Here is a 15,149-nt window from a genome sequence, read left to right as displayed (position 1 = left end):
TAAAATCTAACAAATGTCAAATAAAAATAAAACAAGTAGATTTAATAAAATAACCATCGGTTTAGCTTCACCGGAGTCTATTTTACAGGACTCAAGAGGGGAGGTTTTAAAACCGGAAACTATTAACTACAGAACTCACAAACCTGAAAGAGACGGATTATTCTGTGAGAAAATCTTTGGTCCTGTAAAAGATTACGAGTGTGCTTGTGGTAAATACAAGAGAATTCGTTACAAAGGGATTGTTTGTGACCGTTGTGGTGTAGAAGTTACTGAGAAAAAAGTAAGAAGAGAAAGAATCGGTCATATCGGATTGGTCGTTCCTATTGCTCACATCTGGTACTTCCGTTCATTGCCAAACAAAATCGGATACCTTTTAGGAATCCCTTCTAAGAAATTAGATATGATCATCTACTATGAAAGATATGTAGTGATTCAGCAGGGTATTGCTAAAAAATTAGATGGTTCCGATTTCGAAAATATGGAATTCCTTACAGAAGAAGAGTACCTTGATATTATGGAAACTCTTCCTGTAGAAAACCAGTATCTTGATGATTCTGATCCAAACAAATTCATCGCCAGAATGGGTGCTGAAGCTGTAGAAGATCTATTAAAAAGAATCGATCTTGATGCATTGTCTTTCGACTTGAGACACAAAGCTCATAACGAAGGTTCTAAACAAAGAAGAACTGAAGCTCTTAAAAGATTGAACGTTGTAGAAGCATTGAGAGGTGCTAATACAAGAATGATCAACAGACCAGAGTGGATGATCATGCGTGTACTTCCTGTTATCCCACCAGAATTAAGACCATTAGTTCCATTGGATGGAGGACGTTTCGCAACTTCTGACTTGAATGACCTTTATAGAAGAGTAATTATCAGAAATAACCGTTTGAAGAGATTATTGGAGATCAAAGCTCCTGAAGTAATCTTGAGAAACGAGAAGCGTATGCTTCAGGAATCAGTAGATTCATTATTCGATAATACAAGAAAATCTTCTGCAGTAAAATCTGAATCAAACAGACCATTGAAATCACTTTCTGATTCATTGAAAGGTAAGCAAGGTCGTTTCCGTCAGAACTTACTAGGGAAAAGGGTAGATTACTCTGCGCGTTCCGTAATTGTTGTAGGTCCAAACTTACAGCTTCACGAATGTGGTATTCCTAAAGATATGGCAGCTGAACTTTACAAACCGTTTATCATTAGAAAACTAATTGAAAGAGGAATTGTAAAAACTGTAAAATCTGCAAAGAGAATTATTGATAGAAAAGAACCTGTAGTTTATGATATTCTTGAAAACGTGATGAAAGGTCACCCTGTTTTATTGAACAGAGCACCTACTCTTCACAGACTAGGTATCCAGGCTTTCCAACCTAAGATGATCGAAGGTAAGGCAATCCAGCTACACCCGTTGGTAACAACAGCATTCAACGCCGATTTCGATGGTGACCAGATGGCGGTACACTTACCGTTAGGACCAGAGGCAATCCTTGAAGCTCAGTTATTGATGTTAGGTTCTCAAAACATCTTGAACCCTGCAAACGGTTCTCCGATTACAGTACCTTCTCAGGACATGGTTCTTGGTCTTTATTTCATGACTAAAGAATTGAGCTCTACAGAAGATATGAAAGTAAAAGGGGAAGGTCTTGCATTCTATTCTCCTGAGGAAGCGGAAATCGCTTATGCTGAAGGTAGAGTTTCTTTAAATGCTAAGGTAAGATGTAGACTACCTGTTAAAGAAGACGGAGTAATAGTAACAAGATTGATCGAAACTTCTGTAGGTAGAATTTTATTTAACCAGATTGTACCTAAGCAGGTAGGATATATCAATGAACTTCTTACGAAGAAATCATTGAGAAACGTTATCGGTAAGATCCTTGCTGATACAGACTTCCCTACAACTGTGAAGTTCCTTGATGCAATGAAAGACTTAGGGTATTCAAACGCATTCAAAGGAGGTCTTTCATTCTCACTTGGGGATATTGTAGTTCCTGTTGAGAAAAAGCAGATGATTGCTTCTTCAATTGAAACTGTAGACGAAATTAGAGCTAACTATAACATGGGTCTAATTACCGATACAGAACGTTATAACCAGGTAATCGACGTTTGGACAAATACCAACGCAGGATTAACTGAAATGATCATGAGCAGAATGAAAACTGACCAAGGTGGTTTCAACTCTGTATACATGATGCTTGACTCTGGAGCGAGGGGTTCTAAAGAACAGATCCGTCAGTTATCAGGGATGAGAGGTTTGATGGCAAAACCGCAGAAAGCCGGTTCTACCGGAGCGGAGATCATCGAAAACCCGATCCTTGCAAACTTTAAGGAAGGTCTTTCGATTCTAGAGTACTTTATCTCTACCCACGGTGCCCGTAAAGGACTTGCGGATACCGCTCTTAAGACAGCCGATGCTGGTTACTTAACGAGAAGATTGGTAGACGTTGCACAGGACGTTATCGTTACAGAAGATGACTGTGGAACGCTGAGAGGTACAGAAGTTACTGCACTTAAGAAAAATGACGAGATCGTTGAAAAAATCTCTGAAAGAATCTTAGGTAGAGTATCTCTACATAATATTTACGATCCTGAAACTGACGAGCTTATTGCAAGTGCAGATCAGGTGATCATTGAAGCATTGGCGAAAAGAATCGAAGAGGCTGGATTAGAGTCTGTTGAGGTTCGTTCACCATTAACTTGTGAAGCTAAGAAAGGGATCTGTGCTAAATGTTACGGTAGAAACTTAGCAACAGGTAAAGTGATTCACATGGGTGAAGCGGTAGGTGTAATTGCAGCACAGTCAATTGGGGAACCAGGTACTCAGCTTACGTTGAGAACCTTCCACCAAGGAGGTACTGCAGGAAACGTATCAGAAAACCCATCTATCGTTGCAAGAAGAGATGGTATCGTTGAAATGGATGAAGTAAGAACAATTACTTCTGAAGATGAAAACGGTAACACTGCTGAGGTTGTGGTTTCCCGTTCAACAGAATTCAGATTAGTTGCTGATAATGAGCTTAGAACTCCATTAATGGTAGCTAACGTACCTTACGGATCTATATTAGCTGTAAAACCAGGTGATAAAGTGAAGAAAGGAGATACAATCTGTAGATGGGATCCATATAACGCGGTAATTATTGCTGAAACTTCAGGTAAGGTAGAATACGAGGATATTATCCAGGGTATTTCATTCCAACTTGAAATTGACGAACAAACAGGATTTGAAGAGAAAGTAATCTCTGAATCCAGAAATAAGAAAGCCGTACCTACCTTGAAAGTGGTAGACTCTAAAGGTGTTGAGCAGAAAGCTTACAACTTACCGGTAGGAGCCCACTTAATGGTTAACGATGGTGAAAAAATTAAGGCTGGTAAAGTCTTAATCAAAATCCCAAGAAAATCTGCAAAAGCAGGGGATATCACCGGAGGTCTTCCGAGAGTTACCGAATTATTCGAAGCTAGAAACCCTTCAAACCCAGCGGTTGTTACTGAAATCGACGGGGTAGTTTCTTACGGAAAAATAAAGAGAGGTAACCGTGAACTTATTGTTGAAGCTAAAACTGGAGAAAGAAAAATTTATTTAGTTAAATTATCAAACCAGATCTTAGTACAGGAGAATGACTTCGTAAGAGCAGGTTCTCCGCTTTCTGACGGTTCTATTACGCCGGAAGATATCTTAAGAATTAAAGGCCCAACAGCAGTTCAGGAATACTTGGTAAATGAGATTCAGGAAGTTTACCGTCTACAGGGGGTAAAAATCGACGACAAGCACTTCGAAATTATCGTAAGACAGATGATGACGAAAGTATCTATCGTAGATGGAGGTGATACTCAATTCCTTGAAGGAGCTCTTGAGCACAAGTATGATTTCTTGGAAGAAAACAACAGAGTATTCGGTCTTAAAGTAGTAGTAGACGCTGGTGATTCTAAAGAATTTATGCCAGGTCAGATGATTACTGCAAGAGAATTGAGAGATGAAAACTCTAAGTTGAAGCGTGAAGATTTAGCATTGGTAGAAGTAAGAGAAGCTCTTCCTGCTACAGCAACTCCTGTACTGCAAGGTATTACAAGAGCTGCCCTTCAGACTAAGTCATTCATGTCTGCAGCATCATTCCAGGAAACAACTAAGGTTCTTAACGAAGCAGCTGTTGCTGGTAAAGTAGACGATCTTAACGGTCTTAAAGAAAATGTAATTGTAGGGCACAGAATCCCTGCAGGTACAGGTCTTAAAGAGTATCAGAACGTTATTGTAGGTTCTAAGAAAGAATTCGAAGACCTTAACTAAAATTAATGATTTGAAATTTGGGATTTGAAATTATTTTTATATTTTCACAATCTCAAATTTCGAATTTTAAAAACATAATTTATAACAATGGACAACAATCAAAATCCACAAGACGGAAACATCAACATCGAATTAAACGAAATGGTAGCTGCTGGTATCTATGCTAACCTAGCTTTAGTAAACCACTCTCCATCTGAATTTGTAGTAGACTTTATTCAGTTGATGCCAGGTGTTCAGCAAGCTAAAGTAAGATCAAGAGTTATTCTTGCTCCACTTCACGCTAAAAGAGTATTAAACGCTCTTCAGCAGAACATCGCTAACTACGAGCAGCAGTTCGGAGAAATCAAAGAAGTTGAGCCTTTCGTATTAGGAGGAAACAACGTTCAAGCGTAAGATTTCTTTTACATAAAATAAAGAATACCCTGGTTTTTGCCGGGGTATTTTTTTGAGATGTATAATTCACTGATTGGTTCCTTTTTTGTCTTTTTTTTATTATTCGTAATTTTATTTTAAAAATATACTAAAAAAATACGGATAATAAAATTGAAATATTTTTGTTAATTCTTATTATAAATTAATAAAAATTAATTTAAATTAGTTAAAAATTATCATTTTGCTTGGTTAAATTTGTAAAAAATTGAATGGAATGAAAATCTACCCTATTGCAGCGGTTCTACTCTGCATGAATGTGTACGCACAAAAGCAAAGTACACTTAAGGAAAATCAAAAGCATTTGCAGGAGCTGTATGCTAAATATGAAAAAGATCTTAAAAAGGTTCATAAAAATGCAAAAGCGGCAGGAATACCTCCTAATTTATACAATGAAGAGGATTACAAAAGAACAATGGATCCTGTAACAGGGAGAACCAACTTTGAAGGACTGGCAAAGGTAAACGAGGATATCTTAACAGGTAAATATCAACCTTCACAACCTATGTCTTTTATTTCGAATCACAATGCCTCTACTACAGGGAAAATAGTAGACGAGCCCTGGATTGAAAGAGGACCATATAGTGTAGGAGGAAGAACAAGGGCAATTATGTATGATCCAAATGATCCTACAGGGAAAAGAGTTTTTGCAGGAAGCGTTTCAGGAGGACTTTGGGTAAATCAGGACCCTTCAGTAGCAGCCAATGAATGGCAGCCATTAAGTACATTCTGGGCGAATACCTCCATTTCAAGTATTACTTATGACCCAAATAATCCACAAATTTTTTACGTAGGAACAGGAGAAGCTCCAACTGCTGATGCTGTAGGATCAGGGATATGGAAATCAACCAATGGCGGTACAACATGGACGCAGATTTTTACCATTCCTGTTACCTATTCTTCTTCCGGAGTAAGAAACGGTAACTTCTATATTAATGATATCAAAGTAAGAAATAATAATGGCGTATCAGAAGTATATGCCGGAGTAAGCGGTGCTTATGTAGGAATTTCGTTTAATGACGGATGGCAGGGATTAAGCCAGGCTGGATTGTACAAGTCTACAGATGGTGGAACAACATTTACAAAAAATAACAGCTTACTAGCTCTTAATACAACTACTGGCGTAACCAGTACAACAGGATATTCTATTCAACAGATAGAAATTGGGGCAGACAACGCAGTATGGGTTTCTACCAGATCTTCCAGATTCTCCAATATAGATTCCGGTGGGCGAATTTTTAAATCCACAGACGGAAATACTTTTAATCAGGTATACAATGTAGGAAACAGTGGTTCGAGAGTCAACTTTACTCTTTCAAGAACAGATGCCAACAAAATATATGCATTTATGCAGGGTGCATCTTCTGCAGAACCTATCAGAATAGCAAAATCTGCAGATGGCGGAACAACCTGGCAGGCAACAAATGATGCTGCGCCTGTTTTGGCGCTGCCTACAGCAACCGATACGAGTATTCCTGCTAATGACTTTACAAGAGGGCAATCTTTTTATGACCTGATCATTGCAACAGATCCTCTGGATGATAATACCTTGTATATAGGAGGTATTGATCTGCATAAATCTACCAATGGAGGAACAAGCTGGACACAGATCTCAAAGTGGTCAAATAACAATAATATGGCTGCTTTGCAGGTCTCACAGGTACATGCTGACCAGCATGAAATTGTATTCAATCCTTACAATAATTATGCAACAGGGCAAATGATGTTTGGAAATGATGGAGGGATCTATTATGCGGCCAATAAAGCTAATATTGGTACTGTTGGTGGGTTTTCTCCCAGAAATACCAGATATAATGTAACGCAGTTTTACTCTGCCATGCTGAATCCCATAAAAACACCAGCCAATGAAGAATTACTGGCAGGTGCACAGGATAATGGCTCATGGTGGCTGTATGGAGTGCCACAAGCTAATAATTTCCTTACCTCTCAGTCTGCTACAGGAGGAGATGGGATGTATACTGAATATGATGATCAGGATAATTATGAAATTGCAAGTTATGTTTACAATAGCCACTATTTATTGACTAACAACTCATATTATCTTATTTCTAGTGCTAACAGGAACATGGGGCACTTTGTAAACGAAATTGCTTTAGACAGAACCAATGATGTCTTCTATTCTTACCGTTCCGGACTTACACTTTTCAGAACAAGTGGACTTTCTGCATCAGCGACATCTTTTACCAATAATGTGGTGACAGTAGGAACCGCACAAACAAATGAGCAGATTTCATGGATGAAAGTATCTCCTTATACAACCGCTTCTACAACACTTTTTGTAGGAACCAATCTGGGGAGAATCTTTAAAGTAACAAATGCCAACACCACAGCATACGCAGCAACATTGTTGACATCACCAATAACAGGAACTGTTTCTGACATAGAATTTGGCGCCAACGAAAATGAAATTATCGTAACCTTCTCCAATTATAACCTTACCAGTGTTTTCTACTCTACAGATGGAGGAACTACATGGCAGAACAAAGAAGGGAACCTTCCTGACATGCCTGTAAGAACTGTATTAAGAAATCCAGACAATCCAAATGAAGTGCTGGTAGGAACCGAAATGGGAGTTTGGGGAACAACTAGTTTCCTTGCAACAACGCCTGAATGGGCTTCAGTAACCGGGAATATAGGAAATGTAAGAATTACCAATTTAGATTACAGACCAGTTACCAAAACAGTATTGGTTTCTACATATGGTAGAGGAGCATGGACAACCCAGAATACAGTGCCTGCTTTATCAACAGCTGAAACCAAATCTAAAAAGGATATGAACATTATCTATCCGAACCCTTCCAAGGGAATTTCTCATCTGAGATTTGATACTGCTAAATATAGTAGTGTGGATATAAGCATTGTGGATGGCTCAGGAAGATTGGTATACAGTAAGAAAAATGTAAAGTCTGATGAAGAGTTCGGACAAAAGCTTGTACCTGGAAATTATATTTTGAAAGCCGAGTCTAAAGGTCAAATCGTATATAGTGGTAACTTCCTTGTATTAGGACGTACCGGAGGTGATGATGATTAGAAAATGAATAATCAAATATATTTAATATTATTTTGGATGCTGGCTTCCTGCGGGATGCCGGTATCCTCTTTATCTCAGGATAAGACAGTATCTGTGATCTCTGCTGAAAAATCTGAGTGGATAGGAGGAAGAGCCGGTGTAAGAGGAGCCGTGTATACTGTGAAACTGAAGAAGAAAAATAATAGTGTTGTCACTGTAAAAGCTTTTAGAGCGGAAGGAAATATTATTCCATTTATTCAAAATAATACAGGCAGTACAATAATAATAAGAGGCAATCTTGCTTATAAAAATAATGACGATTTAAAGACTGCTGATCAAATGCAGGCTGGAGCACCTGTAGAAAATCCTGTTCCTCAAAAATTAAATCCAAAAGATAACTGGATAGAGTACACTATAAAAGGATCTCAAACACTTTACAAAATAAATATTTCAAAATTTACTCCTGTAGAATCATCTGAAGAACCTGCCCCTTAAATATCTTTCATTCTTTGAATAAAAAACTACTTTTTATTTTTCTGTGTATTCCGGTAATCATATTATTCAGCAATATGATGTATTCTGTAGTTTCTCATGTTAAAAGAGAATTGTATGAAAAGACACAATATAGTATTGCAAAGAGTAATTTCAGAAAATCTGAAACGATCTGTTTTACCGAAAAGGATCTTACTGAAGCAGAATGGAAAGAAGAAAAAGAATTTACACTTCATAGATTTTCTTATGATATTGTCCGGATCAGTGTAGTGAATGGAAAGAAATATTTTCTCTGTTATATTGATAAAAAAGATATCATCATCAATTCTTTACTGGACTTTTCAAAAAAACTTGCTTTTAAAAAAACTTGCTTAAAGCTGCAGATTAATCTTCCCGGTCAAAACAAAAGTATACTTAAGACTTCAGGTTCCTTTGCCGTTTTTGATAAAAAAGAATTTTGTCTTTTTACAAATCATTTCTTAGAAACCATTTCCAAACATTATAATCAACAGAAAAACACTCATTATTTATCCATTATTTTTCCTCCACCGGAAATGAGCTTTATAATAAAGCGAATATAATATTAATGGTAACAAATTTAAATAATGAAAAAATATATATGCATAGCAGCTTTGTTAGGCTGTACTATAGCACATGCTCAGCAGACGCAGGAAGGATCAATTGATGAAGTCAATATCCTTGGGAGAAAAAAAATTAAACAGGAACGAGCTGAATTCAAAAGACACGCGCAATCTGTAGAAACGCTGTCTGAAGAGGATCTTAACAGAAATAACCCCGCAGCAATAGATCAGACTTTATCTACAATGCCAGGACTTCAGGTAGATAAACGAACCAATTTCGGAGGTCAGAGGCTCGTTTTGAGAGGATATGGAAATGACCAGAAATTTAATAACTGGGGGGTAAAAGCGTATTGGAACAATATGCCTTTAACAAATGCTGAAGGGATAACCGTTCTGGATGATGTGGATTTTGCTTACGTAACCAATGTTGAGGTGATCAAAGGTCCGGCAGCAACGATGTATGGAGGGGGAGTAGGAGGCGCTGTACGCTTCTACACGCGTCCGGATTTTACAAAAGGAGCATCGGTTTCAGAAAATGCAATGTTTGGTGCTTTCAAAACTTTTCAGTCAAGGACACAGTTGAATGTTGCTGATGATAATTATTCAGTAAGCGCTGCGTACGGACATCTTGAAACAGATGGATACAGACCAAAAGGAGGAGGTTTGAAAAACTTTTTCAATGTCAATGGTACGGTGAAATTGGGCAAGAAAGATCAGTTAAGTTTCTTTGCAAGCCAGGCTTATTCCTATGAACACACTTCAGGGCAGATTTCATATGCTGATTATTATGCAGGGATTGATAACGGAAATACGGCCTATATAAGTAAAAATGCCGGTACAAAGATAAAATCAACAAGAGTAGGATTGAGTAATATGGTAAGTCTTACTTCAAACTTAAGAAACTATACAACCTTATTTTATTATAATGCAAACACAGAAAGTGTTTCAGCCGGAGCATATGGAGTGACAAGTTCACCGAATGTAGGGTTGCGTTCTACTTTTACGTTGAAGAATGATTTTAAAGATTTTGAAAACCGGTTAGATTTTGGAGCTGAGATACAGAACACTGTTTCTACAACGTCCAGCTATCGTTTCGATGGGACTAATCCATCACAACCATTACTAACGACAGGAATGTCCGGAGCCTCTTATTTTAAATATAATAATAATCAATCCACCTATTTTGTGATCGATTATCTTACGTATAAACCCTGGGGACTTACTTTGTTGGCTGGTGTAAGTGGAAATAGAACCAATTATGACAGGAAAGATCTTTTTGCATTGCCAGGATTAGTTGCCGGCCGAAAGGATCAGTCTTTCAACAAGAAATATGACATGGCTTATACTCCTCACTTTGCATTACAGAAAGAATGGAAACATCAGATCTTTAATCTAAGCTATAGTGAAGGATACAATTCTCCTACGGCAGCTTCTTCTTTTATAACAGCAACCAATACCGTAAATGATGATCTGAAACCTGAACGTGCAAAAATGTTTGACTTCAGTGTTCATGGACTTTTACTGAATACAAAATTAGATTACCGTATTTCCGCATTCAGAATCGACTATTCTGATAAGCTCACACAGTTAGTAATTCCTGGAAGCACTGTTCCGGGACAAACCTATTGGACAAATACCGGAAGCCAAAAAAATACGGGATTTGAGTTTAGCGTAGGCTATCAGTACAGAACAGACAATTCTTTTATTGAAAGAATTGTTCCATTTGTCAACCTTTCTTATTATGATGCGAAGTATAAAGATTTTACAACTCTAGTGGGAGGAAGAAAAGAAACTTATGATCATAAATCGGTAGTAGGAGTTCCAAGGAATAAATATGCTGTCGGGTTGGACATTTTTACCAAACCAGGGTTCTATCTTGTGAACACCTATAATTATCTTGGAAATGTTTACTCTGATTTTAAAAATGAAAATCTGGTGAAAGGGTTTGGATTGCTTAATGCAAAATTAGGATTTAAAAAATCTTTTAACAAACTTGATCTGGATGTATATGTAATGGGGAATAATCTTACAAACCAGACTAACTATACATTTCTATTCTTAGGAAATAATATTAATGACTCAGATAAAGGAAGTAACTACATTGTTCCTACAGATCTTAATCCCGGGCCTGGAAAAGCTTATTTCTTTTATGGATTCAATCTTAAATACAGATTCTAAAACTTAACTTATAAAGTTGATTTAGAACAAAAAAATGCCCTGATTCTTATTGGGGCATTTTTTATATGCTAAACTTTGCACTAAAAATCAATATCGAATTTGTTTAATTGTTAATTTTCTTTAATAATATAAAAATATATAGTAACCATACATCAATTTTATATCTTTGTTTAAGAAAAAGTAGAAAATATAGGATATGATTGATAACGCGTTCGCTGTAAATAAATTTGGCTTTCTGGGTGCTGTTTTTTTATCTGAGCTGGAAAAACATGCTGTTGCCATTGATATAAAAGCAAAAACTGAAATCATAAGAGAAGGGCAGAAAAATAAGTTTGTTCCTTTCCTTATCAAAGGCTCTATCAGGGTATTTACCCTTAATGATGGAAGAGAACTTATCTACTACTATATTAAGCCCAAAGATAGCTGCCTCATGACCTTCTCATCTATTCTTACAGATTATGTCAGCAGAGTGTATGCTATTGCGGAAGAAGACTCGGAAGCTATTCTTATTCCCGTTTCCGTAATGCATGATTGGCTGATCAGATTCCCGGAAATCAACAAGCTGTTTTACCATGAATATGACCGCAGATTTTCCGAAGTGATGAATATGGTGAATGATGCAGTGTTTCACAGGCTGGATAAAAGAGTACTAAACTATATCAAACAGCAGATTTTATCCACAGGAAACAATCCTATTAAGATTACCCATCGTGAAATTGCCAATAGTTTGGGAACCTCCAGGGAAGTAGTGAGCAGAGTTTTGAAAAAAATTGAAAGCGAAGGTGAAATTGTTCAAACCAAAGAAGGGATTAAAGTGTCTGTAAATGAAAATGTTAGGATAGTCTAATTTTAATTGTTTGAAAAGTTTATTTCTATCATTGATAAAAACAATTTGACTGGTGACTTTTATCACCTGTTTTTGAATTGAGAACTCAATAAGTTTGTTGTATCATAATTTAATTCAAATTGTATATGACGAAAACTCTCTTATTTTTGTCAGTATTTTCTTCAGGTCTTGTCTTTGCACAGGAAGATCTGCTGAAAGATATTGACACGGTGAAAACCAACACAGAAACTTCACAACCCGCCTTTAAAGCACTTCAGATTGTAACAGGACAATCCACAAAACTCGCTGCCAAAAAAGAATGGTACATTATTGTTGCCCATAGATTTGGAGATATAAGCGCAGGATTTAAAGACTTTTTCGGTCTGGATCATGCCTCCACCAAATTAGGCGTTATCTATGGTATTTCAGATGCTGTATCCGTAAGCCTTTCCAGAGAAACGAATATGAAGACATTTGAAGGAGCCGTGAAATATAGACTGGTAAGACAAAATGAAAACTTCCCGGTGGATATTGTGGGATACAATGTAATGGGGGCCAATACTGAGCTGGATAAAGATACCTATCCACACCTTAAATTCAGTGACAGGCTTTCTTATCTTACACAGGCATTAATTTCAAGAAGATTCAATGATAAGCTCTCCTTACAGCTTACTCCTTCCTTTGTTCATAAAAACCTTTACGAACCTAATATTGAAAACAGAAATCAGTTTCTTGCAGGTTTGGGAGGGCGATATAAAATTTCCAAAAGAGTTTCTGTGAATGCAGAATACTTTGTGAATTTCGACGATCACAGTTTTTATAAAAACCCATTATCGTTAGGGGTAGATATAGAAACCGGAGGACACGTGTTCCAGCTTTTACTGACGAACTCCCAGATTAATTCTGATATCGGATATCTTACCAATGCCACAGGAGCATGGGGAAAGGGACATATTTTCTTTGGGTTTAATCTTTATAGAGTTTTTTAATATGAAAAAGCTAACATCCTTATTGATAGTATCGTCAGCAATCATACTGACGGCGTGTGACAGCAGAACTTATGAAGAGATTTCTGATAATACACCCATCACGGTGCCTGTAAAATATACTGCAGATGTAAAACCAATTGTGGATAACTCTTGCATTGGCTGCCATTCTGCAGGAAGTTTTAAACCACTGGTTACTTACGATCAGGTGAAAAATAATATAGACGGAATTCTGGACCGTATCCAAAGACCTAACGGTGATCCCGGGAAAATGCCCCAGGGAGGCTCTTTGTCTGCTGCTCAGATTAATATTTTCATAAAATGGAAAGCTGACGGATTAAATGAAAATTAAAAAAAATTGATATGAAAAAATTAGCATTATTAAGCGTACTACTGCTTTCTGCCGGGTACGTTTCAGCACAAAAATACAGCTCTAAGACCGGAAAAGTAACTTTTGAAGCCTCGGTACCTCTGTTTGATGATATTTTTGCCCAGGACGACAATAATGTGGTGATTCTGAATGCAGATAATGGTGAGATGGCATCCGTTTCAACCGTTAAAAACTTTCATTTTAAAACCAAATTAATGGAAGAGCATTTCAATGAAAGTTATGCAGAATCTGCAAAATATCCTAAAACAACATTCAAAGGGAAAATTGTCAACTTTGATAAATCAAAACTTACGGCCAGTCCTCAGAAATATACCGTTCAGGGAACGCTTAACTTTCATGGTGTAGACAAAGCGGTTGCTTCTTCAGCCACATTATATGCAAAAGATGGTAAAATCTATATGCAGGGTGGTTTTGTGGCCAAACCTGCAGATTATAAAGTGACAATCCCTAAAATGGTTACCAAGAAAGTGGCAGAAAATGTCAACATCGAATACAATTACGTAATGGTAAAACAATGAGAAATCTAATTTTAATTTTAGGACTATTTCTGAGCTCATTGATGTCTGCTCAGGAAAAGGCAAAATCAATATTTGATATTGCCAGAAGCGGAACAGTTCCTGAAGTACAGGAGCTGATGAAACAAAACCCGGATGTTATTAATCAGGTGAACGAAAACGGATTCTCTCCCCTTATTTTAGCTTGTTACAGAGGAAATATTCCTGTTGCGGAATTTTTAATTACTCACGTTAAAAATATGAATTACGCAAGCGGAGAAGGAACAGCTTTAACAGCTTCTGTTTTTAAAGGAGATAAAAATCTTACTCAGAAATTATTAGCGAACAAAGCTGATCCCAATGTGGCAAACAGCAGTGGAGTAACGCCATTAATATATGCTGTCCAGTCACAAAACAAAGAAATGGTAGAGCTGCTGCTAAAGAATAAAGCAAATAAGACATTATCAGATAAACAAGGGAAAACTGTTTTTGAATATGCATTATTTACTAAAAATCAAGACATTATTAACTTATTAAAAAATTGACCATATGAAATTAAAAACTACATTATTATTGATCGGATTTTTTGCTTTTTTTCAGGTAAAAAGTCAATATTCGACAGGAACTGTACCTCTTTTTTCCACACCGGGAGGAGCAGATTTGGCTTATTCAGTTAAGATTGACCTTACCCCTTCTTTAGTTACCCTTACCCTTATCGGGCCTTCTACAGGATGGCTGGGAATGGCTTTCAATACAACGAATATGGATGATATAGGGAAAGACGTTGTAATTTTTGATGGCACTAATTTAAGCGACAGAACATTTAATGGACAAGGAGTGGTTCCGCCTTTGGACGGGACTCAAAACTGGACTGTAACATCTAATACAGTGGCAGGAAGTGTTCGTACTGTAGTTGCTACAAGAGCTTTAAATACAGGAGATGCTAATGATTACGTTTTTACTTTTCCTCCAGCAAGCCCTTTAAACGTTACCTATGGACGTAGGTTATCAAACTTTACGATTGCTTATCATGGTTCTAACAGCTGTGGTACTACAGCACTTACTTTTGGTTCTACTTTAGGAACTAATGAAACAGCTTTAGAGAGTAAGAAAATAGTTCTTTATCCAAACCCGGCTAAAGAAACCGTGAGCTTTAAAAATGCAGATAAAATAAAATCTGTTGATATTTATGAATCTGCCGGAAGAAAAGTAAGATCTGTAAAGCTTGAGGGAGAAAATATCAGTGTCAGAGATTTAAAATCCGGTACTTATTATTTTGAAATTACTTTAAAAGATGGAACTACATCTTACGAAAAACTGATTAAAGAATAATTTTCAGAAAAAACACACCTAAATAATTAGTAATGAATACCCCTGATTTTTCAGGGGTATCATTTTTTCTTAAGTACCAATTTCAGAGAGGTTGCTTTAAAATTCATATATTTGTGTAGATCCGGATTCT

Annotated in this window: 12 protein-coding genes; all 12 read left to right on the top strand. The window is 36.9% G+C overall.

The features are described from left to right. Positions 1–13 precede the first annotated feature (13 nt). Positions 14–4,279 (top strand): DNA-directed RNA polymerase subunit beta', encoded by a 4,266-nt coding sequence (gene rpoC, locus DYR29_RS12480; protein ID WP_142719649.1) that lies wholly within the window; start codon positions 14–16, stop codon positions 4,277–4,279. An 87-nt stretch (positions 4,280–4,366) separates the two neighbouring features. Then, complete coding sequence (locus DYR29_RS12475; RefSeq protein WP_002976436.1) at positions 4,367–4,672, top strand: DUF3467 domain-containing protein; 306 nt, start codon at positions 4,367–4,369, stop codon at positions 4,670–4,672. A 253-nt stretch (positions 4,673–4,925) separates the two neighbouring features. Further along, entirely contained in the window at positions 4,926–7,760 is a 2,835-nt protein-coding gene (locus DYR29_RS12470) for a T9SS type A sorting domain-containing protein (protein ID WP_213277146.1), read from the top strand. A 3-nt stretch (positions 7,761–7,763) separates the two neighbouring features. Next, positions 7,764–8,234 (top strand): hypothetical protein, encoded by a 471-nt coding sequence (locus tag DYR29_RS12465; RefSeq protein WP_213277145.1) that lies wholly within the window; start codon positions 7,764–7,766, stop codon positions 8,232–8,234. A 14-nt stretch (positions 8,235–8,248) separates the two neighbouring features. Further along, entirely contained in the window at positions 8,249–8,812 is a 564-nt protein-coding gene (locus DYR29_RS12460) for a hypothetical protein (protein WP_213277144.1), read from the top strand. A gap of 24 nt (positions 8,813–8,836) precedes the next feature. Then, positions 8,837–10,990 carry a TonB-dependent receptor gene (locus DYR29_RS12455; protein WP_213277143.1) on the top strand — a complete coding sequence of 718 codons (2,154 nt, stop codon included), beginning with the start codon at positions 8,837–8,839 and terminating at the stop codon, positions 10,988–10,990. A gap of 196 nt (positions 10,991–11,186) precedes the next feature. Further along, positions 11,187–11,837 carry a Crp/Fnr family transcriptional regulator gene (locus tag DYR29_RS12450; protein WP_213277142.1) on the top strand — a complete coding sequence of 217 codons (651 nt, stop codon included), beginning with the start codon at positions 11,187–11,189 and terminating at the stop codon, positions 11,835–11,837. 125 nt (positions 11,838–11,962) lie between these two features. After that, a complete protein-coding gene (locus tag DYR29_RS12445; protein WP_213277141.1) occupies positions 11,963–12,805 on the top strand; it encodes a DUF5777 family beta-barrel protein in 843 nt (280 codons plus the stop codon). 1 nt (position 12,806) lies between these two features. Then, positions 12,807–13,154 (top strand): hypothetical protein, encoded by a 348-nt coding sequence (locus tag DYR29_RS12440; protein WP_249413495.1) that lies wholly within the window; start codon positions 12,807–12,809, stop codon positions 13,152–13,154. A gap of 11 nt (positions 13,155–13,165) precedes the next feature. Beyond that, entirely contained in the window at positions 13,166–13,711 is a 546-nt protein-coding gene (locus DYR29_RS12435; protein ID WP_213277139.1) for a YceI family protein, read from the top strand. Next, positions 13,708–14,232, top strand: coding sequence for an ankyrin repeat domain-containing protein (locus DYR29_RS12430; protein ID WP_213277138.1), 525 nt, complete (start codon positions 13,708–13,710; stop codon positions 14,230–14,232). The genes DYR29_RS12435 and DYR29_RS12430 overlap by 4 nt, the downstream gene beginning before the upstream one ends. 4 nt (positions 14,233–14,236) lie before the next feature. Further along, a complete protein-coding gene (locus tag DYR29_RS12425; RefSeq protein WP_213277137.1) occupies positions 14,237–15,019 on the top strand; it encodes a T9SS type A sorting domain-containing protein in 783 nt (260 codons plus the stop codon). Positions 15,020–15,149: the final 130 nt, after the last annotated feature.

Origin of the sequence: Chryseobacterium indologenes, assembly GCF_018362995.1 — a bacterium.
Classification (GTDB): domain Bacteria; phylum Bacteroidota; class Bacteroidia; order Flavobacteriales; family Weeksellaceae; genus Chryseobacterium; species Chryseobacterium indologenes_G.
The sequence above is the reverse complement of the archived record's forward strand: the minus strand, read 5'-3'. Positions and strand labels throughout refer to the sequence as shown.

What these genes read in the sequence shown, in the direction of transcription:
- DYR29_RS12430 (WP_213277138.1), top strand. Translation starts at nt 13,708, where the DNA reads ATGAGAAATCTAATTTTAATTTTAGGACTATTTCTGAGCTCATTGATG.
- DYR29_RS12455 (WP_213277143.1), top strand. Translation starts at nt 8,837, where the DNA reads ATGAAAAAATATATATGCATAGCAGCTTTGTTAGGCTGTACTATAGCA.
- DYR29_RS12445 (WP_213277141.1), top strand. Translation starts at nt 11,963, where the DNA reads ATGACGAAAACTCTCTTATTTTTGTCAGTATTTTCTTCAGGTCTTGTC.
- DYR29_RS12440 (WP_249413495.1), top strand. Translation starts at nt 12,807, where the DNA reads ATGAAAAAGCTAACATCCTTATTGATAGTATCGTCAGCAATCATACTG.
- DYR29_RS12435 (WP_213277139.1), top strand. Translation starts at nt 13,166, where the DNA reads ATGAAAAAATTAGCATTATTAAGCGTACTACTGCTTTCTGCCGGGTAC.
- DYR29_RS12450 (WP_213277142.1), top strand. Translation starts at nt 11,187, where the DNA reads ATGATTGATAACGCGTTCGCTGTAAATAAATTTGGCTTTCTGGGTGCT.
- DYR29_RS12470 (WP_213277146.1), top strand. Translation starts at nt 4,926, where the DNA reads ATGAAAATCTACCCTATTGCAGCGGTTCTACTCTGCATGAATGTGTAC.
- DYR29_RS12465 (WP_213277145.1), top strand. Translation starts at nt 7,764, where the DNA reads ATGAATAATCAAATATATTTAATATTATTTTGGATGCTGGCTTCCTGC.
- rpoC (WP_142719649.1), top strand. Translation starts at nt 14, where the DNA reads ATGTCAAATAAAAATAAAACAAGTAGATTTAATAAAATAACCATCGGT.
- DYR29_RS12475 (WP_002976436.1), top strand. Translation starts at nt 4,367, where the DNA reads ATGGACAACAATCAAAATCCACAAGACGGAAACATCAACATCGAATTA.
- DYR29_RS12425 (WP_213277137.1), top strand. Translation starts at nt 14,237, where the DNA reads ATGAAATTAAAAACTACATTATTATTGATCGGATTTTTTGCTTTTTTT.